At 49.3% G+C, this 24,769-nt stretch carries 23 protein-coding genes; 15 read left to right on the forward strand and 8 right to left on the reverse strand.

The window, feature by feature from the left end; translation table 11 throughout:
* Positions 1 to 16 precede the first annotated feature (16 nt).
* The 6 genes from lipB to HF894_RS03665 all read left to right on the forward strand — a co-directional run bounded on the left by lipB (position 17) and on the right by HF894_RS03665 (position 6,202).
* Entirely contained in the window at positions 17 to 712 is a 696-nt protein-coding gene (gene lipB, locus HF894_RS03640) for a lipoyl(octanoyl) transferase LipB (RefSeq protein WP_317196521.1), read from the forward strand.
* Between the two features lie 129 nt (positions 713 to 841).
* Positions 842 to 3,304 (forward strand): phenylalanine--tRNA ligase subunit beta, encoded by a 2,463-nt coding sequence (pheT, locus tag HF894_RS03645; RefSeq protein ID WP_204971150.1) that lies wholly within the window; start codon positions 842 to 844, stop codon positions 3,302 to 3,304.
* Positions 3,305 to 3,351: 47 nt separating this feature from the next.
* Entirely contained in the window at positions 3,352 to 4,083 is a 732-nt protein-coding gene (locus HF894_RS03650; RefSeq protein ID WP_021847676.1) for a YebC/PmpR family DNA-binding transcriptional regulator, read from the forward strand.
* A 9-nt stretch (positions 4,084 to 4,092) separates the two neighbouring features.
* Positions 4,093 to 4,338, forward strand: a complete 246-nt coding sequence (locus tag HF894_RS03655) for a TIGR03905 family TSCPD domain-containing protein (RefSeq protein WP_021847675.1) — start codon at positions 4,093 to 4,095, stop codon at positions 4,336 to 4,338.
* Between the two features lie 108 nt (positions 4,339 to 4,446).
* On the forward strand, positions 4,447 to 5,709 hold the full coding sequence (locus HF894_RS03660; RefSeq protein WP_021847674.1) for an Nramp family divalent metal transporter: 1,263 nt from the start codon (positions 4,447 to 4,449) through the stop codon (positions 5,707 to 5,709).
* A 25-nt stretch (positions 5,710 to 5,734) separates the two neighbouring features.
* A complete protein-coding gene (locus HF894_RS03665) occupies positions 5,735 to 6,202 on the forward strand; it encodes a C-GCAxxG-C-C family protein (RefSeq protein ID WP_204971151.1) in 468 nt (155 codons plus the stop codon).
* 27 nt (positions 6,203 to 6,229) lie between these two features.
* On the opposite strand, the gene HF894_RS03670 is transcribed toward HF894_RS03665, so the two are convergent.
* Positions 6,230 to 6,538 carry a hypothetical protein gene (locus HF894_RS03670; RefSeq protein WP_021847672.1) on the reverse strand — a complete coding sequence of 103 codons (309 nt, stop codon included), beginning with the start codon at positions 6,536 to 6,538 and terminating at the stop codon, positions 6,230 to 6,232.
* A gap of 610 nt (positions 6,539 to 7,148) precedes the next feature.
* On the opposite strand from HF894_RS03670, the gene HF894_RS03675 reads away from it, so the two are divergent.
* The gene (locus HF894_RS03675) at positions 7,149 to 7,349 is read left to right on the forward strand and encodes a winged helix-turn-helix domain-containing protein (RefSeq protein WP_075316793.1); all 201 of its coding nucleotides are present in this window, start codon (positions 7,149 to 7,151) and stop codon (positions 7,347 to 7,349) included.
* Positions 7,350 to 7,435: 86 nt separating this feature from the next.
* Here the strand turns inward: HF894_RS03675 and HF894_RS03680 are convergent, their stop codons facing one another.
* Positions 7,436 to 8,338: a D-isomer specific 2-hydroxyacid dehydrogenase family protein gene (locus tag HF894_RS03680; protein ID WP_204971152.1), complete on the reverse strand. Its 903-nt coding sequence runs from the start codon at positions 8,336 to 8,338 to the stop codon at positions 7,436 to 7,438.
* 115 nt (positions 8,339 to 8,453) lie between these two features.
* Here HF894_RS03680 and lepA point away from each other — a divergent pair, with 115 nt between their 5' ends.
* The 4 genes from lepA (at position 8,454) to HF894_RS03700 (ending at position 13,797) form a co-directional block, all read left to right on the forward strand.
* Positions 8,454 to 10,235 (forward strand): translation elongation factor 4, encoded by a 1,782-nt coding sequence (gene lepA / locus HF894_RS03685; RefSeq protein WP_021847669.1) that lies wholly within the window; start codon positions 8,454 to 8,456, stop codon positions 10,233 to 10,235.
* Positions 10,236 to 10,281: 46 nt separating this feature from the next.
* Positions 10,282 to 11,601, forward strand: coding sequence for a Na+/H+ antiporter NhaA (gene nhaA / locus HF894_RS03690; RefSeq protein WP_075316795.1), 1,320 nt, complete (start codon positions 10,282 to 10,284; stop codon positions 11,599 to 11,601).
* Positions 11,602 to 11,768: 167 nt separating this feature from the next.
* Entirely contained in the window at positions 11,769 to 12,134 is a 366-nt protein-coding gene (locus tag HF894_RS03695; protein WP_075316796.1) for a BlaI/MecI/CopY family transcriptional regulator, read from the forward strand.
* Positions 12,112 to 13,797, forward strand: coding sequence for a M56 family metallopeptidase (locus HF894_RS03700; protein ID WP_246593116.1), 1,686 nt, complete (start codon positions 12,112 to 12,114; stop codon positions 13,795 to 13,797). Before HF894_RS03695 ends, HF894_RS03700 begins: the two co-directional genes overlap by 23 nt.
* A gap of 106 nt (positions 13,798 to 13,903) precedes the next feature.
* Here HF894_RS03700 and HF894_RS03705 read toward each other — a convergent pair whose 3' ends face one another.
* Complete coding sequence (locus HF894_RS03705; RefSeq protein WP_075316798.1) at positions 13,904 to 14,563, reverse strand: DUF1349 domain-containing protein; 660 nt, start codon at positions 14,561 to 14,563, stop codon at positions 13,904 to 13,906.
* Between the two features lie 164 nt (positions 14,564 to 14,727).
* On the opposite strand from HF894_RS03705, the gene HF894_RS03710 reads away from it, so the two are divergent.
* A complete protein-coding gene (locus tag HF894_RS03710) occupies positions 14,728 to 15,447 on the forward strand; it encodes a response regulator transcription factor (protein WP_317044822.1) in 720 nt (239 codons plus the stop codon).
* Positions 15,448 to 15,462: 15 nt separating this feature from the next.
* On the opposite strand, the gene HF894_RS03715 is transcribed toward HF894_RS03710, so the two are convergent.
* The 5 genes from HF894_RS03715 to map form a co-directional block, all read right to left on the reverse strand.
* A complete protein-coding gene (locus HF894_RS03715; RefSeq protein WP_204971153.1) occupies positions 15,463 to 16,794 on the reverse strand; it encodes a nucleobase:cation symporter-2 family protein in 1,332 nt (443 codons plus the stop codon).
* Between the two features lie 87 nt (positions 16,795 to 16,881).
* Positions 16,882 to 17,448: a xanthine phosphoribosyltransferase gene (xpt, locus tag HF894_RS03720; RefSeq protein ID WP_021847664.1), complete on the reverse strand. Its 567-nt coding sequence runs from the start codon at positions 17,446 to 17,448 to the stop codon at positions 16,882 to 16,884.
* 4 nt (positions 17,449 to 17,452) lie between these two features.
* Positions 17,453 to 18,955 carry a DNA recombination protein RmuC gene (gene rmuC, locus HF894_RS03725; RefSeq protein WP_204971154.1) on the reverse strand — a complete coding sequence of 501 codons (1,503 nt, stop codon included), beginning with the start codon at positions 18,953 to 18,955 and terminating at the stop codon, positions 17,453 to 17,455.
* A gap of 44 nt (positions 18,956 to 18,999) precedes the next feature.
* Positions 19,000 to 19,941, reverse strand: a complete 942-nt coding sequence (locus HF894_RS03730; protein ID WP_204971155.1) for a hypothetical protein — start codon at positions 19,939 to 19,941, stop codon at positions 19,000 to 19,002.
* 14 nt (positions 19,942 to 19,955) lie between these two features.
* A complete protein-coding gene (gene map, locus HF894_RS03735) occupies positions 19,956 to 20,810 on the reverse strand; it encodes a type I methionyl aminopeptidase (RefSeq protein ID WP_075316803.1) in 855 nt (284 codons plus the stop codon).
* A gap of 182 nt (positions 20,811 to 20,992) precedes the next feature.
* On the opposite strand from map, the gene HF894_RS03740 reads away from it, so the two are divergent.
* The 3 genes from HF894_RS03740 to HF894_RS03750 all read left to right on the forward strand — a co-directional run bounded on the left by HF894_RS03740 (position 20,993) and on the right by HF894_RS03750 (position 24,586).
* Entirely contained in the window at positions 20,993 to 21,181 is a 189-nt protein-coding gene (locus tag HF894_RS03740; protein WP_234983982.1) for a hypothetical protein, read from the forward strand.
* Between the two features lie 136 nt (positions 21,182 to 21,317).
* Positions 21,318 to 22,448: a glycosyltransferase family protein gene (locus HF894_RS03745; RefSeq protein ID WP_075316804.1), complete on the forward strand. Its 1,131-nt coding sequence runs from the start codon at positions 21,318 to 21,320 to the stop codon at positions 22,446 to 22,448.
* Positions 22,449 to 22,492: 44 nt separating this feature from the next.
* The gene (locus HF894_RS03750; RefSeq protein ID WP_204971156.1) at positions 22,493 to 24,586 is read left to right on the forward strand and encodes an RNA degradosome polyphosphate kinase; all 2,094 of its coding nucleotides are present in this window, start codon (positions 22,493 to 22,495) and stop codon (positions 24,584 to 24,586) included.
* The last annotated feature ends 183 nt before the right edge of the window (positions 24,587 to 24,769 follow it).

Raw genomic sequence — 24,769 nt, forward strand, 5'->3', positions numbered from 1 at the left:
TTTTTATGCGGCAAAGATAAGGTTTTTCTCGAAATCTTTTACCTTTGCAGACATGAAAACATTGGTAGAAAATTGGGGAATTATCTCCTATGAGCAGGCTTGGAAAAAGCAGGCTGAATACTTTGAAACGTTGGTACAGGCCAAGCAGTGTGGTCATAAGTATCTGAATCGTATTGTCTTCTGCGAGCATCCGCACGTCTATACATTGGGACGTAGCGGTAAAGAACGGAATATGCTCTTGAGCGAAGGGCAACTTCAGCGGATAGGTGCTACCTATTATCATATTGACCGTGGAGGCGACATTACTTATCACGGTCCTGGTCAGCAGGTGTGTTATCCCATTTTAAATCTGGAAGATTTTGGTCTTGGCCTGAAGGAATATGTTCATCTGCTCGAAGAGGCTGTCATTGGTGTGTGCGCTTCCTATGGTATTGTGGCCGGAAGGGTGGACAAGGCTACAGGTGTCTGGTTGGAAGGAGACACGTCGCGTGCGCGTAAAATTTGTGCCATCGGGGTACGTAGCAGCCATTACGTTACGATGCATGGCTTAGCCTTTAATGTGAATACCGATTTGCGCTATTTCAGTTACATCAACCCTTGTGGTTTTGTGGACAAAGGTGTCACTTCCCTGCAAAAGGAACTGGGGCATGATGTGCCGATGGAAGAGGCTCGTCTGCGCTTGGAGTCCGAATTGCAGAAACTTCTTTCATAGGGACGTATCGCTACGTTCATGACCTTGCATGGGCTTTTTGCGTATTTTCTTGGGGGATAATTCCCTACGAAATAAAAAATCTTATTAACTTTGCAGGTCACTTTTGGAAACAATAAAAAACATTACGATATGAATATCTCTTATAATTGGCTGAAAGAGTATGTCGATTTCGACTTGACGCCGGACGAAGTGGCCGCTGCGCTCACCTCCATCGGACTGGAAACAGGCGGTGTGGAAGAGGTGCAGACTATCAAGGGCGGACTGGAAGGTCTGGTGATTGGCGAAGTGCTGACATGCGTTCCTCATCCTAATTCAGACCACATGCACGTCACTACCGTCAATCTCGGTTCGGGCGAGCCTGTACAGATTGTGTGCGGCGCACCTAATGTAGCTGCCGGACAGAAAGTGGTAGTTGCTACACTGGGCACCAAGCTCTATGACGGAGAACAGTGTTTTACCATCAAGAAATCAAAGCTTCGCGGAGTGGAATCCAATGGAATGATTTGCGCGGAAGACGAGATAGGTATCGGCACCGACCATGCCGGTATCATCGTGCTGCCCGCTGATGTAGTTCCCGGTACGCTGGCCAAGGATTATTATCAGGTGAAGAGCGATTATGTGCTCGAAGTGGACATTACTCCCAACCGTGCTGATGCCTGCTCGCACTACGGTGTAGCTCGCGACCTCTATGCCTGGTTGATTCAGAATGGACGTACAGCTACCTTGAAGCGTCCGTCGGTAGAGGCTTTTGCCGTCGAAAACCACGATCTGGACATCAACGTGACGGTCGAAAACGCTGAGGCCTGTCCTCATTATGCCGGCGTTACAGTCAAAGGTGTTACGGTCAAGGAAAGTCCCGCCTGGTTGCAGGACAAGCTCCGCACCATTGGCCTGCGTCCTATTAATAATGTAGTCGATATTACCAACTATATCGTCCATGCTTTTGGCCAGCCGTTGCACTGCTTCGATGCCGACACCATCAAAGGGGGAGAGGTTATCGTGAAGACTATGCCCGAAGGCACACCTTTCGTGACATTGGACGGCGTGGAGCGTAAGTTGAGCGAACGCGACCTGATGATTTGCAACCGAGAAGAAGCCATGTGTATCGCTGGTGTATTTGGCGGACTGAACTCTGGTTCTACTGAAGCTACCAAGGATGTATTCCTTGAGAGTGCCTATTTCCATCCCACTTGGGTGCGCAAGACGGCCCGTCGTCATGGCTTGAGCACCGATGCTTCATTCCGTTTTGAGCGTGGCATTGACCCCAACAGTGTCATCTACTGCCTGAAACTGGCTGCCCTGATGGTGAAGGAACTGGCCGGAGGTACCATTTCATCCGAGATTAAGGATGTATGTGCAGGTCCTGTGGCCGACTTCCGCGTAGAGCTTCCTTACGAAAAGGTACATTCACTCATCGGCAAGACCATTCCTGTAGAGACCATCAAGAGCATCGTGAAGAGCTTGGAGATGAAGATTGTAAGTGAAACCTCTGAAGGACTGACGCTCGACGTGCCTCCCTATCGGGTAGACGTGCAGCGCGATTGCGATGTCATCGAAGATATCCTCCGTATCTATGGATATAATAATGTAGAGATACCTACGACCTTGAAGTCCAGCCTGACCACAAAGGGTGAGTGTGACAAGTCGAACAAGATACAGAACCTCATTTCCGAACAGCTGGTAGGTGCCGGCTTCAACGAGATCCTGAACAATTCGTTGACGCGTGCCGCCTATTATGACGGGTTGGAATCTTATCCGTCTGCCAATCTGGTAATGCTGATGAATCCGTTGAGTGCTGATTTGAACGCCATGCGTCAGACTCTCCTCTTCGGTGGTTTGGAAAGCATCGTGCGCAATGCCAACCGTAAGAATGCCGACCTGAAGTTCTTCGAATTCGGTAACTGCTACCACTTCAATGCCGAAAAGAAGAACGACGAGAAACCTCTTGCCGCCTATTCAGAAGAGTATCATCTGGGCTTGTGGCTTACCGGTAAGAAGGTGTCCAACTCGTGGGCACATGCCGATGAAGACAGTTCGGTATACGAACTCAAGGCCTATGTAGAGAATATCTTGGCCCGTGTAGGTCTACACATGCACGACTTGGTTATCGGTAACCTGACCGACGATATCTATGCAGCTGCTTTGTCTGTAAACACACGTGGAGGAAAACGTCTGGCAACGTTCGGCGTTGTGACGCGTAAGATTCTGAAAGCTTTCGATATCGAAAATGAAGTCTTCTACGCCGACCTCAACTGGAACGAGCTGATGAAGGCTATCAAGAATATCAAGGTCAGCTATACGGAAATTTCCAAGTTCCCGGCTGTGAAACGCGACCTGGCTCTGCTGCTCGACAAGAAAATCCAGTTTGCCGAAATCGAGAAGATTGCTTATGAAACCGAGAAGAAGCTCTTGAAATCCGTTGAGTTGTTCGATGTGTACGAAGGCAAGAATCTCGAAGCCGGTAAGAAGAGTTATGCCGTCAGCTTCCTGTTGCAGGACGAAAATGCCACGCTCAACGAGAAGCAGATCGACAAGATTATGCAGAAGCTCATCGCCAACTTGCAGAACAAGCTGGATGCCAAACTGAGATAAAACTAATTGAACGAATCATTTAAAATCAAAATAAAAACATTACTCCCATGGGAAGAGCGTTTGAATATAGAAAAGCTACCAAGCTGAAAAGATGGGGCCACATGGCCAAAACATTTACACGTCTGGGCAAACAAATCGCCATCGCTGTAAAGGCTGGCGGTCCGGAACCTGAAAACAACCCTACATTGCGTTCAGTTATCGCCACTTGTAAGCGTGAGAACATGCCGAAGGACAATATCGAACGTGCCATCAAGAATGCAATGGGTAAGGACCAGAGCGACTACAAGGGCATGACATACGAAGGCTACGGCCCTCACGGCATTGCTGTATTTGTAGATACGCTGACCGACAATCCTACCCGTACTGTTGCCGATGTCCGTTCGGTATTCAACAAGTTTGGCGGCAACCTTGGTACAATGGGTTCGCTGGCTTTCCTCTTCGACCACAAATGCGTGTTCACGTTCAAGAAGAAAGATGGCATGGACATGGAAGAATTCATTCTCGACATGATCGATTTCGATGTAGACGAAGACTACGAAGAAGACGAGGAAGAAGGCACTATCACTATTTATGGTGATCCGAAGAGCTATGCAGCTATCCAGAAACACCTTGAAGAGTGCGGTTTCGAAGATGTCGGTGGTGACTTCACCTATATCCCCAACGATCTGAAGGACATCGAGCCCGAGCACCGCGAGACAATCAATAAGATGATTGAGCGTCTGGAAGAGTTCGACGATGTACAGACGGTTTATACCAATATGAAGCCCGAAGAGGAATAATCTATTGAAATGACTTACCATTACAAAACAAAAGGTACGTGCAGTACTGATATCAATCTTGAAGTGGAAGACGGTATCATCAAGGATATCGAGTTCTGGAGCGGTTGTAACGGTAATCTGCAGGGTATCTGCCGGTTGGTGAAAGGCATGCCTGTAAAGGATGTCATCAGCCGTCTTGAGGGTATCCGTTGTGGTATGCGTCCTACATCGTGTCCCGACCAGCTTTGTCAGGCACTTCATGAAATGGGATATTGAACAATATGCCTTTAATTCTTGTTTATAATTTAAAAGCCGGATGGAAATTATCCTTCCGGCTTTTTTTATCACATTATTTTGTATTTTTGTCGAGTATAATAAAGGGATATGAAGAACATTCTGAAGGATCTTAAACGGAAAGATCATAAACGTTATTTGGGTGGACTCGATGTGCTTAAGTATATCGGGCCGGGTATGCTGGTGACGGTTGGTTTTATCGATCCTGGTAATTGGGCATCCAATTTTGCCGCAGGTTCAGAGTTTGGCTATGCTCTTTTGTGGGTAGTGACCTTGTCTACCATTATGCTCATTATCCTGCAACACAACGTAGCCCACTTGGGTATCGTTACTGGTCTCTGTCTATCCGAAGCTGCTACGAAATACACCCCTGCCTGGGTCTCAAAGCCCATATTGGCAACAGCTGTCTTGGCTTCCATCTCCACATCTTTGGCTGAAATCTTGGGTGGAGCTATTGCTTTGCAGATGCTGTTTGGCATTCCCATTCCGTGGGGAGCAGTGCTCACTACCGTATTTGTGCTGCTGATGCTCTTCACCAATTCCTATAAAAAAATTGAGCGGGCTATTATAGCTTTTGTTTCCATCATCGGACTTTCGTTCATTTACGAACTATTCTTGGTAAAAATTGACTGGACGTTGGCGGCTGCTTCATGGGTTACGCCTTCGTTGCCTCAGGGTAGCATGCTCATTGTCATGAGTGTGCTGGGGGCCGTCGTCATGCCTCACAATCTGTTCCTGCACTCTGAAGTTATCCAGAGTCACGAATACAATAAGCAGGACGATGCTTCCATTCGTCGTGTCTTGAAGTACGAACTGTTTGATACCCTATTCTCCATGCTGGTAGGTTGGGCTATCAACAGTGCTATGATTCTACTGGCTGCTTCCACTTTCTTTCAGGCAGGCGTTCCCGTGGACGAACTTCAGCAGGCCAAGTCACTACTTGAACCATTATTGGGCAGCAATGCCGCCGTCATCTTTGCCTTGGCTTTGCTTATGGCAGGCATTTCGTCTACTATCACCAGTGGTATGGCGGCAGGTTCCATTTTTGCTGGTATGTTTGGTGAGTCCTATCATATCAAGGACAGCCATTCCCAGGTTGGCGTTGTGCTTTCGTTAGGTGTGGCTTTGTTATTGATATTCTTTATTGGCGATCCTTTCAAGGGATTACTGATTTCGCAGATGGTATTGAGTCTCCAGTTGCCGTTTACGGTTTTCCTTCAGGTTGGTCTGACCTCTTCACGTCGAGTGATGGGACCGTATGCCAATAGCCGGTGGAGTAGTGGAGTGCTCTATTTTATAGCTTCTGTTGTTACGGTACTCAATATTTGGTTGATTGTATCAGAATTGTTGTAAACATAAATCTTGTGATAGAAAATATATGGAAGAAAACGAGAAAAGAATAGAAAAGGCTGTTGCTCTCTTCAAGAGTGGTTTTAATTGCGCCCAGTCGGTAGTGACGGCTTTTGCCGACCAATACGGCTTTACCGAGGAACAGGCTTTGCACATGGCCGCTTCGTTTGGTGGCGGTATCGGGCGTATGCGTATGACGTGTGGTGCAGCCTGCGGCTTGTTCATGTTGGCTGGACTGGAGAAATGTGCAATTGAAGGAAAAGACCGTGAAAGCAAAGGAGCTAACTATGCCCTTGTACAGCAGTTGGCCGAAGAGTTCAAGAGACGCAATGGTTCGTTGATATGTGCTGAACTTTTGGGGTTAAAGAAGCCTGAAATTACAAGTATTCCCGATGAACGTACCAAGCAATATTATGCCAAACGTCCCTGTACTCACATGGTCGAAGAGGCAGCCCGTATTTGGGTAGAGTATTTGGAAAGAAAGAATGGCATTTGATAATGCCTTAGTATTGGATACTTTCTATTAATCGTAATACTCTATTTCCAGTTCGTCGCTTACGTTGAAGTCTTCGTGATAACCGTCGTCATACAGATAGACAATGCGTAGGTTACGATAGACCGACGGCACTTTTAGTGTGTCCAGTAGGTGCCATTTCGGTTTGCCGAAGTCATACGAACTTCTGTCAAGGATAATCCGGTTCGATACATAGTCAAAGCGGTAATAACCTCCACCGATACATTGGTCGCCTGCCTGTAGCAGGTCTTTATGTTGGTAAACCATTCCCAGGCGGAAATACCCGTCCAGCGTGATGATAAATTTGGGTTGTGTCATGCCGATGTCCAGGTTAATAAATGATGGTATTTTTATTCACAAAGTAGCTTGGAGCAAAGTTATAAAAACTTTCAGATTCTGATTGGAAAATATTTGTAAATCGCATCTGCTTTTTTAGTTGTTGTCAAAATATCTACTTAAAAAACTCTATTAAGGGTGATGATAAATTTGTATGGTGTTATGTTCGCGTCAAGATTGCACACTGATTGTTGCTTTCACCGTGAAAGATCTTGCTTTCACTATATCAGTCAGTAAATCATTGTGTTGTGATGGCGTGAAAGCGTGAATGATGAATATAGAACGTGAAAAAAGATAGTAGGAAAAAGAGAGATGGAGTCAGTTTGTTGGAATGGAAGAATTTTGATGTGTGGTTAGTAACATCCATATTGGCATTCATAAAGTGGCACTTTAGATTTCTAAAGAGGGACTTTACGCCGCTAAAGTGGCACTTGACGAACGTTGATTTACCTCTTTTTCTTACATAAGCTTGAAAAAAAACAGTAATAATGTGCTAAATAACATAAAAATAACTATCTTTGCACGCAAAATAAAATCTGAAACCATCAGAGAGGTTCGATTTTATGGCATGTCTAACTTAAATTTGAAGAAAATGTTGAAAGAAAAAGCTGGTGAAACAGCAGGAAAAATTTGGAACGCACTGAATGAAACTGAAGGCTTGACTGCTAAACAGATCAAGAAAGCAACAAAGTTGGTCGACAAAGATTTGTATCTGGGTCTGGGATGGTTGCTGAGAGAAGACAAAATCTCTACTTCTGAAGTAGAAGGTGAATTGTTTGTAAAGCTGAACTAATTTTATCTGAAAGACTATAAAAAAGATGCGTTGGCGGGGAATACCCGTCAGCGCATCTTTTTTATATGCCTGTGTGTCGCAAAGGTTTAATGCGTGTTTAGATAGCTCTCTATATTGCTCAAGGCCTTTTGGGATAGGCGTTCTATGCTTTGAATGGACTTACCGGAGATATAGGGCGTGTAAAGAACGTTGGGAAAGGGAGTGAATTCTTCTGCCAATGTTCCCATACCCGTAGCGTCACATAGATAATAATTGGAAGAACACTCTTGAAGCCATTTCTTTAAAGCTTCTGTTTGAAAAGTGGCTCCAACGGAGGTGTTGACCAGTATTTTCCCGTTCCCCATCAGGTGGAACTCATTTTCGCCTAGCAGGTAGTTGTTGCGAGGCAAGCAGGTACAAACAATTTCTGCTTCGCTTAATAGCTTGTCCAGTGGTCGGTATGTGACGCCTTTGGCTTCTGCATCGGGTTTACGGGTACGACTGTAGTAACACAGATTGGCTCCAAAAATTTGAAGGGCGTCTGCTATCATGCCGCCGGTTTTCCCCAAGCCAATGATGCCTACTTTTCTTCCTGTCAGTTCGGTACTTTCTTTTTCCCAGCGGATGCCTCCGAAACCATGGAGTAGCCGCACCAATTCGCTGATTACATATTCGACAACTCCTTCGTCGCCATAGTCTTTTATTCCTAATACGGTGATCCCCCTACGTCGTGCTTCGATGACATCGACATTGCTACTTTCCGGGTTGTAGAGCGTACAACACATGCCGATGTAGCGCAGATTGGGACAAGCATCAAGCACGTTGCGGCGGATAGGGGTACGAAAAGATACCAGCAGGCAGTCGGCAGCACTGATACGGCGGATTATTTCACTTTCTTCGGTAGGGAAATCGTGGTAGATTTCTACTTCTTCACCTAATGAATGGAGACGGGCAAGAGCATTGGCATTGAGTAGGGTTTCGTCTACTGCTACTATCCTTTTGAATGTCATATCTTCTTCTGGTTAGTTTTTTGCAAAGTTAGCTTTTATCTCCTAAGAAAACTAATTTAAAAACTCGCTTTTTTTCCGTATATTTGTGCCCGCTTTTATTTATTATGACTTTCAAATGAAGAATATACGCAACTTTTGTATCATAGCCCATATTGACCACGGGAAATCGACACTGGCAGACCGACTGCTGGAATTTACCAATACTATTCAAGTGACCGAAGGCCAGATGCTGGACGACATGGATCTGGAGAAGGAACGAGGGATTACTATTAAGAGCCATGCTATTCAGATGGAATATGTGTACAAGGGTGAGAAATATATCCTGAACCTGATTGACACGCCGGGACATGTGGACTTCTCGTACGAAGTGTCACGCTCTATTGCTGCCTGTGAAGGAGCGTTGCTTATTGTGGATGCATCACAGGGGGTGCAGGCGCAGACTATCTCAAACCTTTATATGGCCATTGAACATGATCTGGAAATTATCCCTGTCATCAACAAATGTGACATGGCCAGTGCCATGCCCGAAGAAGTGGAAGATGAGATCGTGGAACTTCTTGGCTGCAAGCGCGAGGAGATCATTCGTGCATCGGGCAAGACGGGCATGGGTGTGGAAGAGATATTGGCTGCCGTTATCGAACGCATTCCCCATCCCGAAGGCGATGAAAATGCTCCGTTGCAGGCGCTGATTTTCGACTCGGTGTTCAATTCCTTCCGTGGTATCATTGCCTATTTTAAAATAGAGAACGGTATCATTCGTAAGGGAGATAAGGTTAAGTTCTTCAATACCGGCAAGGAGTATGATGCCGACGAGGTAGGCGTGTTGAAGATGGACATGGTGCCTCGAGACGAACTGCGAACGGGTGACGTGGGTTATATTATCTCAGGTATCAAGACTTCACGTGAGGTGAAAGTGGGTGATACCATTACGCACATTGCCCGTCCGTGCGACAAGGCTATTGCAGGCTTTGAGGAAGTGAAGCCGATGGTGTTTGCTGGTGTCTATCCTATCGAGGCTGAAGATTTCGAGGACCTGCGTTCTTCGTTGGAGAAACTCCAACTGAATGACGCGTCGCTGACTTTCCAACCCGAATCTTCGTTGGCCTTGGGCTTCGGTTTCCGTTGTGGCTTCCTGGGTCTGCTTCACATGGAGATTGTTCAGGAACGTCTGGACCGTGAATTCGATATGAACGTCATCACCACCGTGCCCAACGTTTCTTATAATGTTTACGACAAGCAGGGACATGTCATGGAGGTACACAACCCCGGCAGCATGCCCGATATTACGATGATAGACCATATCGAGGAGCCTTATATCCGTGCTTCGGTCATCACGACCACCGACTACATCGGACCGATTATGACTCTTTGTCTTGGCAAGCGCGGTGAACTGGTGAAGCAGGAGTATATTTCGGGCAACCGTGTGGAAATATACTATGATATGCCATTGGGTGAAATCGTTATCGATTTCTATGATAAGCTGAAGAGTATCTCCAAAGGATATGCCTCGTTCGACTATCATCCCAACGGTTTCCGTCCGTCCAAACTGGTGAAGCTGGACATCCTGCTCAATGGTGAGCCGGTAGATGCCTTGTCTACGCTGACGCACTTCGACAATGCTTATGAACTGGGCCGTCGCATGTGTGAGAAATTGAAGGAACTCATCCCGCGTCAGCAGTTCGAAATAGCTATTCAAGCAGCTATCGGTGCCAAGATCATTGCTCGCGAAACCATTAAGGCTGTGCGTAAGGATGTGACGGCCAAGTGTTATGGCGGTGACGTGAGTCGTAAGCGCAAGTTGCTGGAAAAGCAGAAACGAGGTAAGAAACGCATGAAGCAGATTGGCAACGTGGAAGTGCCGCAGAAGGCGTTCCTGGCTGTGCTGAAGTTGGATTAACTATTACTTTGATTTTACATATATAACCCCCTAATCGAGGCTATTTATGATTATTTTGCGTTCCATGAAAAACATCTCGTCGCTCAATCTTGTGGCGAGTGTTTTGTTGTTTGTGACAGCTATTCTGGCTGCCGTAGTGGCTAATTCTTCGTTGGCACCTGCCTATAACAGCTTTTTGTCCCATGAGCTGCATTTACGAATAGGCGATTTCAATCTGTTTTCGCATGGAGGCCATCCGCTGACCATGTTGCAATTCATCAATGACTGCCTGATGACTATTTTCTTTTTGGCTGTTGGACTTGAAATCAAGCGTGAGCTGTTGGTAGGTGAATTGTCTTCGTTTCGCAAGGCAATCCTGCCTTTCATTGCCGCATGTGGCGGTATGATTTTGCCGGTTGTCATTTATTTCCTTTTGGTCGAACCCAGTTCTCCAGAAATGCAAGGAATGGCTATTCCGATGGCTACTGATATTGCTTTCTCACTAGGTGTATTGAGCTTGCTGGGTAAGCGTGTTCCCTTGTGTCTGAAGATTTTTCTCACGGCCTTTGCTGTGGTCGATGACATTGGTGGTATTTTGGTAATAGCTATTTTCTATAGCGGGCATGTGTCTTATTGGTATCTGGTAGCGGCTTTTATTCTTTATCTTTTCCTTTATTATATGGGACGCATGGGGGTGACAGAAAAGTTGTTTTATCTGTTTTTTGGTGTCATTATCTGGTATCTGTTCCTGCAGTCTGGTATTCACAGTACCATTTCGGGTGTGATTCTTGCTTTTGTGATACCGGCTCGTCCTCGTCTGGATGCAGGCAAATATATAGAGAAGATACGTGGTATCATTGATGAGTTTCCGGTGGTGAACTCGGATCATATTGTATTGACTAAAGAACAAATCGCTAAATTGAAACGGGTGGAAAGGGCTTCGGACCATGTCATCAGTCCCCTCCAGTCGCTGGAAGACAATCTGCATGGCCTTGTCAACTTTGTCATTCTTCCTTTGTTTGCTTTTGCCAATGCCGGAGTGGTTTTGGGTAGTGGCGATAGTTTGGTAGGAAATGTGAGTACGGCTGTTGCTGTTGGACTTCTGGTTGGTAAGTTCTTGGGTATTCTGGTCTTTACCTGGGCTGCTATCAAGTTTGGGGTGGCTCGTATGCCCGAAGGTATGAATTGGAAAAACCTGACGGGTGTTTCGTTGTTAGGAGGAATTGGTTTTACGGTTTCTCTTTTCATTGCCAATCTCTCGTTTGCTGAATGCCATCCAGAATTACTTAATCAGGCGAAATTTGGTGTTTTACTCGGAACGGTACTTTCAGGTTTTCTAGGTTATCTGGTTTTGAATAAAGTGTTACCTCAAAAGATAGAAAAATAATTCTTGAGGCTATTGTTTATAAGGTTTCTCAATAGGAATATTCGTTAGACTACTGCTAACTTTAGTTAATCTACTGCAATTTATAGTTGATAAACTAATATGTTTAGTTGTTTGTTTGAAAATAATTGTTATCTTTGCATTGTTCAATGATGTAAAGCAAGACGATTATGAAACGACTGACCGTAAAAGAAGAAGAAATCATGCGGATGTTCTGGGAACATGGTCCTATGTTTGTCCGCGAACTCCTGGTTTTCTATGAAGAACCGAAGCCTCACTACAATACCGTGTCTACGCTGGTGCGCGGGTTGGAAGAGAAAGGATTCGTGGGTTATAAGGCCTACGGTAATACCTACCAGTATTATCCGCTGGTGTCGGCGAAGGACTACAAGCGTTCGGCACTGAACGAGGTTGTGGCCCATTACTACGACAATTCCTTTGCCAACGTTGTCTCCGCCTTTGTCGAAGAGGAGGGCATGCCGCTCGACGAGCTGAAGGAGCTGATAGCGCGGATTGAAAACAAACGCCAAGCCTGACAGGGATATGGGTGCCTTTCTGTTCTATCTGTTCAAGTCTACGCTCTGCCTGGCGATGCTTTATCTGCTCTTCCGGCTGTGCTTCAGGGGTGATACGCTGTTTCGCACCAACCGCTTTCTGCTGTTGGGCGGTACGGCTGGCTGCCTGTTGCTGCCTTTGGTGCAGGTAGACGTATCGCAGGAAAGCCTGTGGCAACGCCCTTTGGTAGCGGTGGAAGCCGTATTGACGAAACCTTTGGCGGAGGAAGCCTCGGCAGAAGGTACGTTGTCCGAAGCAGATGCGGACTTGATGCGCCTTGCAGAGACCGCTGGGTTGACAAAGACATCGCGGTCGGAAACGTCGTTTGACTGGTTGTACATGCTGGTGACTCTTTATGCAGGTGGAGCGGTGATGACGTTGGGTTTCTTTCTGCTTTCGCATGGACGTATGCGGCAGTTGGTGCGCCGTTGTTCCGTTAGGGAGTGTGGCGGCTACCGGCTGGTCATCGGTCCGTGCGGACAACAATCCTTCAGTTGGGGGCGGACCGTCGTCCTCTCGCAGGAAGACTATGAGCAGAACCGCGAAACGGTGCTGCTGCATGAGCGGATGCACCTGCACTACTGCCACACGGCTGACCTGCTGTGGATGGAACTGCTGATTGTGTTCCATTGGTTCAACCCTGCCGCCTGGCTGCTGATGCGCGAACTGCGCGAAGTGCACGAGTTTGAAGCAGACAGCGGCGTACTTTCTCATGGCATCGATGCCACTCAATATCAACTTTTGCTCGTGAAGAAATCCGTCGGCACAAGGCTCTACTCTATGGCCAGCGGATTTGGACACAGCAAGCTAAAACAACGTATCAATATGATGTTAAAGAAAAGAACCAACGGACTGGCTCGACTGAAGCTGTTGCTTTTCGTGCCGGTGGTGTCGGGGACGCTCTATGCGTTTGCCCGGCCCGAAGTGAAGAACGCGGTGGAACAGGTGGTGAAGCCGCAAGTCTGCGAACCCTTGCAGGACACCGTCCGTCAGGACGAGCGCGAACTGTTGGAGCAATATTTCGCGCGGAAGTTCAGAGAAGGCGGAGGTAGCGTAGCTCCTGCCCTGGGAGAGGCGGCACACACGCTCTTTGTCAACATGAGAAATCAGATTATGATAGACCGGCAAGGGGCAAAGACTGATTGTGCCGACTTTATCCGCAAGCATCTGGCCGACGCCTTGCGGAAAGATTATCAACAGGCAAAACAGTCGGGACAGCCGTTCCGTTCCAATTTGCAGATACACTACGATCGTGGGACGACTACCGAAGCCATGCGCCTCTATTTGCGTACGGTGAAGGAAGTCTATCAGCAGCTTCGCCGGGAGGTCGCTGCCGAGCTGGGTACAACAGATGAAGCCGCTCTGGACAAGGCATTCCCCATCCTCGCCACGTTTGCAAAGCCGAAGGAATATAAGAAAATGGTGGTGGACGCTACGGAGAAACTACCGCTGGAAGTGACGCTGCTTGTTTCCGGCCAAAGCAAGACACTGAAGAACTTTTCCTTGGACGAACTTCGGAAAGAAATGAAGGCCTTCCGTTCCGGCAAGTCCGATATGACCATTTCGCTGAAGGTGGACAAGGACATCCCGATGGGGGTGGTACAGGATGTGAAGGAAGAGTTGAGGAAAGGATTTAGGAAGTAGGTATGAGGTATGGATGAGCCCTGTCAGGCTGCCCTTACGGATGAATCAAGATCTTGTAATCTTCGTCCGAGGGGGCAGTATGAAAGGGTTTTTACAACACGGTCTGTTATTGGTTTGAAGTGTTCTTCTTCAGCCATTCTGTTCGGCGCTGGTCGGGTAGATGTTTGATGGAAAAATCTTCAAACAGTGCGCTGAATCCATTGCCGTCGGGACTGGCTCCCATGATACCTACCATGACGGGACGGTTGTCTTGTAGCCAGGCATTTCGCATCATGGTATATTCTTTATCGTCGAAGGAATAGAAAATTTCTACGGCATCCAGCCTTCTGATCGCCTTAATCCAGATAAAGGGTATAGGTTTTTCCAGCGGAATGATGCTCCAGTCACTCGTATGATGGGTTACAACCGTACTCAGATTGTATTTCCCGTCCACAAACTCGATACCGGCCTTGATATAATTCTCATGATCGATACGCAGCATCAGTCCTGCCTGGTCGAAACGGGCCTGATAATCACCCGATATTTTCACCTTGACTTCAAACTCCCCTCCGCGCAACGCATACAGGAAAGGGGCATCATCTACGGTAAATCCATAATGGGATATCCGCCAATAGTCAGTTTGTGGTGTGACATCCATCAGGAGCGTGTTGTTCTTGATTTCCCACTGTTCCGGTTCGTTGAACCATTGCATCTTTTCCAATGATTGTGCCATGCAGACACATGAAGCGGCAACCATACATCCGCTTAACAACATTGACTTCTTCATATTCATATAATTTTTTATGTAATCTTTTCCGTTTACCGTGAATAACTATTCTTTTTTTTACCTTTGCAAAGGTAAATCGTTGTAAACGAACCTGCAATGATTAATAATAACCATTCTTTTTCGGACAGATGGATACTGTGGATATATTGAACAAAGAATTTTCCATGCAAGACTTTACAGGAGACCAGCCCTATGATGAAATGCTGGTCAGATACAAGGATATTGCCTGTAACTATGCTCGGATGGAGAATGTGATTGCTGTATTGAGTGACTTGCGTACCCGATCCAGCTATATCTATTATGGTGGCTTCTCGCAAATGCTTGAAAGAGGAGGAAGGAAACGGGAGGATAAAGTTTCTTCCATTTGGGAAAAAGAACTTTTCGGGCTTATGCATCAGGATGATTTGGAGAACAAGCACTGGCAGGAACTTTGTTTCTACCATTTCATGAAACGGCAGCCCAAAAGAAAACGTTCCGATTATTATCTGGCCAGCAAGATACGAATGATGAGCTGCACGGGAAGTTATCTGTCTGTGTTGCATCGGATGTTTTATGTTCTGCTTCCTTCCAGTGACAGCCTTTGGCTGGCATTGTGCCTGTACGGTCCTCTGACCATTGAACTTCCTTCACAGTGCATGATAGTCAATTCTGTTACGGGACATGTCACAGAACTGGAAAAACAAAATAGCAAGAAGATATTGTCTGCCAGGGAAAGGCAGATATTGACTATGATAGACAAAGGTTTGACGAGTAAGGAAATAGCCAGACTGCTTTCTATCAGTATAAATACGGTCAGTCGTCACAGACAAGAAATTTTAGCTAACCTGCAAGTGAAGAATTCTATCGAGGCTTGCAGGATAGCTAAAGATTTGAAGTTGATTTAAGTAAGGTTTGTTCGTCTATTCCTTGATTCGTATCAGCGCATTCGCTACGATGGCAGTCAGGCCGCCCGTCGTGATGCCCGATGCGAAAATGTTGCGCAGTGTTTCGGGCAGCTGGCACAGAATTTCGGGCACCAGTTCAACGCTCAGCCCCAGCGAGAAACTGACGGCAATGACCAGCGTGGCCTTGCGGTTCATCTCCTGCGCGGCGATGATGCGGATACCTGCTGCTGCCACCGTACCGAACATTAGCAGCGTAGCACCTCCCAATACCGGTTCGGGCATCAGCGAGAATACCAGTCCTACAGCGGGGAACAGTCCCAGCACGACAAGCATGCCTGCTATGTAGTAGCCCACGTAGCGGCTGGCCACGCCAGTCAGCTGTATCATGCCGTTGTTTTGTGCGAACACCGAATTGGGGAAAGCGCAGAGCATGCCCGAAATCATGGAGTTGAAGCCGTCGGCAAAGATGCCGCCCGACGCCCGTCGGATGAAGACTTCGCCCTCGACCGGTTCGCCCGAAATCATGGAATTGGCCGTGATGTCGCCGTACGCCTCGATAGCCGTGATGACAAAAATCAGTGCCAGTGCCAGTACGGCAGACAGGCTGATATCCAACCCGAAACGGAAGGGGTGGGGGACGGTGACACCGCCGAAACTCTGTACCAAACCGAAGTCAGTCATGCCCATCAGCCACGCCACGACGTAGCCCGTAGCCAGGCCGATGACGATGGAGCTCATGCGCAGGTACCGGTTACTGCTTCGGTTGAAGATCAGAATAAGTACCAGTACCAAGGCTGCCAGGCCTACGTAGCGCAGGCTTCCAAATGTTCCGTCGGCCTGGGCTGCTGCACCACCTCCGCAGGCCGTGATACCCACCTTGATGAGGCTCATGCCGATGAGGGTCACTACGATGCCCGACACGAGCGGGGTGATAATCTTTCGTGTGTACTTCAGCAGGCGGCTGATAATCATTTCTACCGAAGCGGCTGCCATGCACGATCCGAAGACCAGTGCCAGTCCGCCCGTGGTGCCCGCAGCAATGATGGGGCCGATGAACGAGAAGCTGGTACCCTGGATGCACAGCAGCCCCGTACCAATAAAGCCGAAGCGGCGGCATTGCACGAAGGTGGCGATGCCCGAGGCGATGAGGGCCATGGATACGAGATAGCCCGTTGTTTCAGTATCAAGTTTCAGTGCGCCCGAGATGATGAGCGGCGGTGTGATGATGGCCACGAAGATGGCCAGTAGATGTTGCAGTGCGGCGAAGAAAGCTTCGCGGAAAGGTGGGCGGTCGTTCAGACCATAGATGAGGCCGTTCTTCGGCGTTGTTTGTGGTTGTTTTTCCATATATCTAAAATGTGATAGGCGCGGATGGTACGGTTGCTTTCAGGCAAGCAGTCCGTGCGCTCCGCGCCTTTGATGATGAAAAAAAGTTTATCTGATCTTGATTTCGCAGTTGTCCAGACTTTCTATGATAGCCAGGCTCTCTACGTGGATGCCTGCCGCACGCAGTTCGTCGCCTCCGTGCTGGAAGGCCTTTTCAATGATGAAGCCCATGCCGACCAGCTCGGCGCCGGCCTGTTTCACCAGTTCGATGATACCTTTGGCTGCGTTTCCGTTGGCCAGGAAGTCGTCGATGAACAGCACCTTGTCGCCCGGACAGAGGAAATCGCGGCTGACACAGACATCATACGTGCGCTGCTTGGTGAAGGAGAAGACCGAGGTGGCCAGCATATTCTCCATCGTACTGGGCTTTTTCTTCTTGGCAAAAACGACGGGGAGTTCGAGCAGGTAGCCTACCATGATGGCCGGAGCAATTCCGCTGGCCTCTACCGTGATGACTTTGTTGATTTGGGTTGATGCGAAACGGCGTACGAATTCTACGCCTATACTTTTCATCAGGATGGGGTCCATTTGATGGTTGATGAAGTTGTCTACTTTCAGGATTCCTCCGGGGAAGCAGCGTCCGTCGCGAAGGATGCGGTCTTTCAATGTCTTCATTGCCTTATTCTTTTGTTGTTGTTTGGTTCAGTTCGGATGTTTCTTCTGTCTTTTCTTCCTCTTCTCCGGCCGGCAGAAGTCGGGGCGATATGCGCTTCTTGGGTGTCAGGCTCATGCCACGCAGCTGTTCAGCCTGTCGGACGACGCTACCCGCTCCGTCCGACAGCTGGTTCAAAGCTTTGTCGTAGTCCTTCTGAAGGCTGCCCAGACGGTCGCCCAAGGTGAGGAACGTGTCGGTGAAGCCGGCAATCTTTTCGTAGAGCGACGTGCCCCGCTTGATGATGGCCTGCACGTTCTTTACCTGATTCTCGCGTTTCCACAGGTCAAGCGAGAGGCGCAGGGCACTGATGAGGTTGGTGGGGCTCATCAGGACGACCTTCTTGTTATAGGCATATTCCCACAGGTTGGCGTCGCTCTGTACGGCCAGCAGATAAGCTCCTTCGGTAGGGATGAACATCATGACAAAGTCGGGTGCCTTGACGTCGTAGTGCGAGTAGTCCTTGCGGCTCAGTTCGTCGATGTGGGCACGGACGGACTGCAGATGTGCCTTCAGGCAGCGGGCTTGCTCTTCCTTATTCTCGGCGGCGGTATAGGTGGCGTAGGCCGATAGGGAAACTTTGGAATCGATAATCATTTCACGGTCATCGGGATAGCGGACGATGATGTCGGGCTGCATGCGCTGACCGCTTTCTTCGTTGGTCAGTGCTTCACCCCGCTCGTCGCGCAGGAACTCCTGGCGGACGTAATGTTCGCCTTCGATGAGGCCCGATGCCTGGAGCAGGCGTTCCAGAATGACTTCGCCCCAGTTACCCTGCATTTTCGAGTCGCCCTTCAGGGCGCGGGTCAGGTTGTTGGCCTCTTCGCTCAGGCGGTTGTTCAGTTCCACAAGGTCCTTGATGCGTTCGCCCAGTGAGAAGCGTTCCTTGGCTTCGGTGTTGTATACCTGTTCTACCTTTTCGCGGAAGTCTTTGAGATTTTCACCCAAGGGGCGGAGCAGATTGCCGATGTGTTCGGCATTGAGTCGCTTGAAGTCGTCGGCCTTGTTTTGGAAGATGCGGTTGGACAATGCTTCGAACTCAGTGTTCATGCGGCGGTGCAGTGCTTCGGCCTCTTCACGCTGTTCGGCCAGGCGCTTTTCCAGTTGCTGCCGTTGTTCGGCCAGTCGTTCGGCGAATTGTTGTTCACGGCTGCTGTTCTGTTCATTGAACAACCTCTCCTGTTCAGCCAGGCGGTTGGCAAAAAGACGTTCCTGCTCGGCCAGTCGTTCACCAAACTGTTTTTCTTGTGCGGCCAGTCGTTCGGTGCTTTGCTGCCCGATGGCTTTCAACCGCTCCTCGGCAACCGCTTTCTCTCGTTCGATGCGTTCGTTGGTCGTACGGTTCAGCAAGTCTTCACGTTGCTGTGCGGCTTCAAGCTGCGCTTTCAGTGCGGTGGATTTACGTCCCGCAACCAACATTCCGATACCTGTCCCGACGCCCAGTCCTATAATCAGTAATACGATTTCCATGATGTACAATATTATGTCCGTTTGTTAAAACCAATCCCCGCCGGTTATCTTTGTGGCTGCAAAGCCTGCCGCATCTTTTCAATCAGTTCGGGAGTGCCGCTAACAGGCTTGCGGGTCAGCAGGAAGGCAAAGTTCTCGGCCAGTATTTCTTCGGGATTGATGATGTAGTTGGTATTCCTTCCTACCTGTTCAAAGAAATTCTCTGCATCCTTTATTCCGTATATCACCGTTTTTCCGTCTTTCTGTTCTGCCTTACCGTCTTTCAGCGGCATCAGACCGATTGTCAGATAATTGAAGAAGCTGCCTCCTTCGTATGGCTTATTGGCATATATCAGCATCGCACAGGGACGTTCTTCACTCTTGATGCGAAAACGGGCGTAACTGTCGAAGCGGTTGACATCGGGATTAGTAATCACCACATCGCGCAAATCGGCCGGTACTTCAAATTCTTCAGGTACGATGTTGAAGCCGATGAGCTTGTACATTTTCTCACGGAAATCCGGATTGTTGCGTGTCAGCACATGGAACAGTTCGTGTGCCAGCAGATAACTTGCTTGCTGGGGCTTCATGCGGGCTATTTGTTCTTCCACTACGATGTAGTCCATACGAGTATATCCGCCTGCACCGCCTTCTTCGGCCATGGTTGTTTTCAGAATTCTGATTTCCTGCGGAAGAGTCAATGACAGGTTTAGGGCTTTGATGTGGCTGTTCAGTGAATCGGCCGCTTCTTGCATGCGTTGTTTGTCCTCCTTGCTCCAGTCGCGTGCCTGATCGGCGATGAAACACATCAACTCCTGCCGAGTGCCTCCTTTTTTGCCCAACCGGGCTTCGTAATCGAAACGGCTCCACTGACGGGTAGTGGCATCTTCTTTCGAAAGCAGAGTACGGGCTTCGTTGGCATCTATGTAATGCAGATTGATTTGTGCATACATATCTGTTGCACAAAGGCTAAGAGATAAAAGAGCTGTAGTCAGAAATTTTTTCATGCGAAGATGTCTCCTTATTCTGTCAGCACTTCGTTTCCGTTCTCGGTAATCAGCACCATACTTTCCCACTGAGCTGAGGGCAGGCCGTCGTCGGTGCAGACGGTCCATCCGTCGGCTTCGTCGATGAATACTTCATAACTGCCCATGTTGATCATTGGTTCGATGGTGAACGTCATGCCCGGCACGATCATCATGCCTGTACCTCGTTTGCCGAAATGCTCTACGTCGGGCTCTTCGTGGAATTTGACACCGCATCCGTGGCCGCACAGGTCGCGTACCACACTGTAGCCGTTTTTCTCGGCATGTTCCTGGATGGCCGCGCCGATGTCTCCCAGGCGTGTCCAAGGCTGTGCCATACGGACACCGATGTCGCGGCATTCGCGGGTCACTTCGACGAGACGTTTCATCTCGGGACTCACTTCGCCGATCATGAACATGCGTGAGGCGTCGGAGAAGTAGCCTTTGTAGATGGTCGATACATCGACGTTGACGATGTCGCCGCTCTTTAGGATTTCCTTGGTACTGGGGATGCCGTGACACACAACGTCGTTGATGCTGGTGCATACGCTCTTCGGGTAACCTTCGTACATGAACGGTGCAGGAATGGCATCGTGATCGGTTGTGAAGCAGTAGACCATGTGGTCTATCTCAGCGGTGGACATGCCTTCGCGGATATTCTCAGAAATATAGTCGAGCAGGGCGGTATTGATTTTGGCACTTTCACGGATACCAGCCAGTTGCTCTTCGGTACGGAGCAGGTGGCGTTGTGGCAGGCGGACGCCTTCATGTTTATACTGTTGTATTTTAGCTTCTACTTCATCGGAATAGTTTCTGGGAGTGAAGCGGGCTCCCTTTATCAGTTTCTTCATAGTGAAAACTCTTTTTTATTTAGTTGTGCAAAAGTACGTAATTCCTTTGGGAAACGGGCGGACTTGTGCAGGAAAATGATAGGTTTGTGTTTTTGGTTGCATTTAGCAGATTTGTAACGTCTTCTCAATACCGTTGCAATAAGGTTTGTGCACTTTTGCAATGCCAAATAAAAATAGGAGGAATGATTATGCAACTGAATCAGAATGATTACACTGTAGAAGCTGCCGCCGGCGGCGGATTCTTTGCTTACTACATGAACAACCTGTTGTGCAGCGCGTACGGCGAAACGCCGGATGAAGCTTGCGAGAACTTGGAACGTGTCGTAGACGATTTTGTCAGCGATATGTTCATGGTCGAAGAATATATCTGACCTCGATACGGAGAGAGGCATTTCTTACGTAAATTCATATATTCTCTTTTGGATTCCGCATCTGCGTGATGCAGGTGCGGATTGGTTTGAAATCTTTATTTGTGGAATACACATCTATTATATACATTGAAGTCCTATGAAAGTATTGTTCATCATTCAGGGCGAAGGGCGGGGACATCTCACCCAAGCCATTACATTGGAAGGCATACTGCGCCGTAATGGTTACGACGTGGTCGAGGTGCTGGTGGGCCAGAGTAGTTCGCGTCGTCTGCCCGGCTTCTTCAACCGGAACATCAAGGCGCCCGTCAAACGTTTCCTGAGTCCAAATTTCCTGCCTACACCGGCCAACCGCCGGGTAAGCCTGACACGCAGTGTGGTTTACAACCTGTTGCGTTTGCCTGCCTACTTCCGCAGTATGCGTTACATAGATCGTCGTATTCGAGAAACGGAAGCCGAACTTGTTGTCAACTTCTATGAGCTGCTTACGGGACTGACTTATTTCTTTTTCCGTCCATCGGTGCCGCAGGTCAGCATCGGACATCAGTATCTTTTCCTGCATCCTGAATTTCACTTTCCGCAAAAAAGTGGATGGAGTCTTTCTCTGTTGCGCTTCTTCACCCGTCTGACCAGTATCGGAGCCTGCCGCAGATTGGCGTTGTCTTTCCGTCCGATGGATGACAGTCCGGCTTCACGCATTCGTGTAGTTCCTCCACTGCTACGGTCGGAAGTGTTGGCTTGTGAGAGCGAAAGGGGCGACTACCTGCACGGCTACTTGCTTAACGCGGGGTTTGCCGACGACGTCTTGGGGTGGCACAGCCGCCATCCGCGTGTACCTCTCCATTTCTTTTGGGACAAGCCTGGTGAGGAGGAGACGTGCTGCATGGACGACACGCTGACTTTCCACCAGATAGACGACATGAAGTTTCTGCGCTACATGTCCGGCTGTCGTGCTTACGCTACAACGGCGGGGTTCGAGTCTGTGTGCGAAGCCATGTATCTGGGAAAACCGCTGCTGATGGTGCCTGCCCACATCGAGCAGGACTGCAACGCCTACGACGCCGCACGGACGGGAGCGGGCATCGTGGCCGATTCGTTCGACCTGCAACGTCTGCTGGACTTCGAACGCAACTATCGTCCGAACGTGGAGTTCCGCTATTGGGTGCGGAGTGCCGAGCGCATCATCCTGGAGGCGCTGGAGGAAGCTGTACATTCCGGTCGGTTACCTTTGGGAGTACCGTATGAATATTGTAACGGATTTGAAATCTGAATGTAATACCCGTCCTCTACTTTTGCGGAAAAATAATGAAACTTATGGCAAAAAGGACGGTCAACAAGAAAAACTTGTCGGAGGCATATGTGGAGCGTGATCTGAGTTGGATGTATTTCAACCGACGCATTTTACAGGAGGCCACCAAGCAACAGATCCCGCTGCTGGAACGGTTGGGATTTCTGGGTATTTACTCAAACAATCTGGACGAATTCTTCCGCGTGCGTATGGCGACGCTGAGCCGCATCGCCGAGTGTGAGGACCGGAGTGTGAAGGCCGAACGCGAACATGCCCGGCAGCTCATCAAGCAGATCACCAAGCTGAACAACAAGTACGCCAAGGAGTACGAGCTGGCCATTCGTGATGTCACCCAGCAGCTGCGTGCCGAGCATATCTGCCTTTTGAAGGAGGATGAACTTGACGAAGAGCAGCAACAGTATGTGCGTACGTTCTTCCGCCAGCAGCTGAGCGGATTTGTCAGTCCCGTGTGGATTTCGGCGGTGAAGCAGCTGGCCGACGAAACGGACGAGAACATCTACCTGGCCGTCAAGATGCAGGCCGAACATAAGAAGCAAGCCGAGTATGCTTTGATCGAACTGCCTGTTTCGGTCTGCGGACGTTTTGTGCGACTGCCCGACAAGAACGGCAACAACTACCTGATGTACCTGGACGATGTCATCCGATTCTGCCTTCCGATCATCTTCAGCGGACTGAACTACGACCACTTCGAAGCGTATGCCTTCAAGTTTACGAAGGATGCCGAGATGGAGATGGACAACGACCTGCGCAACGGCATGTTGCAGAAGATATCCAAGGGAGTGAAGAGTCGGAGGAAAGGCGATGCCTTGCGCGTCATCTACGACGCCGCCATGCCGAAAGACCTGCACAAGCGTGTGATGAACATGCTGAATCTCGACAAGCTGGACACTGTGCTGGCCGGAGGTCGTTATCATAACCACAAAGACCTGATGTCCTTCCCCGATTGCGGCCGGAAGGACTTGAAATACCCACGTTGGGAACCCTTGGTACGTCCTGAACTGGATAGCGGCGAGAGCCTGCTGCGGCTAGTGCAGAAGGGCGACCGCTTCATCCACGTGCCTTACCATAGCTTCGACTACTACATCCGCCTCTTGCAAGAGGCCGCCATCCATAAGGAGGTGAAGAGTATCAAGACCACGCTCTACCGCCTGGCCAAGGACTCGAAAGTGGTGCGCGCCCTTATCTGTGCCGCCCGTAACGGCAAGAAGGTGACGGTCGTCATCGAATTGCTGGCCCGCTTCGACGAGGCGTCCAACATCAGCTGGTCGAAGAAAATGCAGGATGCCGGCATTCATGTCATCTTCGGCGTGGAGAACCTGAAAGTGCACTCCAAAATCACCCACATCGGCATGAAGAACGGGCTCGACATCGCCTGCATCAGTACGGGAAACTTCCACGAAGGCAATGCGCGCGTCTATACCGACTACCTGCTGATGACGGCTGCCCGCAACGTGGTGCGCGATGTCAACTCCGTCTTTACCTTCATCGAGAAGCCCTATGTACCCGTTTCCTTCAAGGAACTGCTCGTCTCGCCCAACGAGATGAAGAAACGCTTCCTTCGTCTGATAGACAACGAAATCAAGAACCGCCAGCAGGGAAAGCCCGCCTATATCCGTGTCAAGATCAACCACATCACGGACACGGACATGGTGCGGAAGCTCTACGAGGCGTCGGCCAGTGGCGTGCCTGTCGACCTGCTGGTGCGAGGCAACTGTTCGCTGGTCACCGGCATCCCCGGCGTGAGCGACACGATACGCATCTGCGGCATCATCGACCGCTATCTGGAACATTCGCGCATCTTCATCTTTGCCGCCGGAGGCGAGGAAAAATGCTTCATCGGTTCGGCCGACTGGATGCCCCGCAACCTGGACAACCGCGTAGAGGTCGTGGCACCCGTCTACGACCCCGCCATCAAGGCCGACCTGGCCCGTGTCATCGACTACGGCTTGCGCGATACGATGCAGGGACGCATCGTCGACGGCAGGGGAAGGAACGAGCCTTGGACGACAGGCGAGGAGAGTCCTTTCCGTTCGCAAGAGGAGTTGTACCGGTATTATAAGGAGGCGAACCGGCTCCTGCCACTCGATCCGGCCGAATAGTCTGCTGCGAAAGCTTCCCGCAGCGTGCAGGACGGAATCGCGAACTGCGAAAGCTTCCCGCAGCGTGCAGGACGGAATCGCGGAGCGCGAAAGCTTCCCGCAGCGTGCAGGACGGAATCGCGGAGCGCGAAAGCTTCCCGCAGCGTGCAGGACGGAATCGCGGAGCGCGAAAGCTTCCTGCAG

It is taken from the genome of Caecibacteroides pullorum, from assembly GCF_019239235.1.
Classification (GTDB): Bacteria; Bacteroidota; Bacteroidia; order Bacteroidales; family Bacteroidaceae; genus Bacteroides; species Bacteroides pullorum.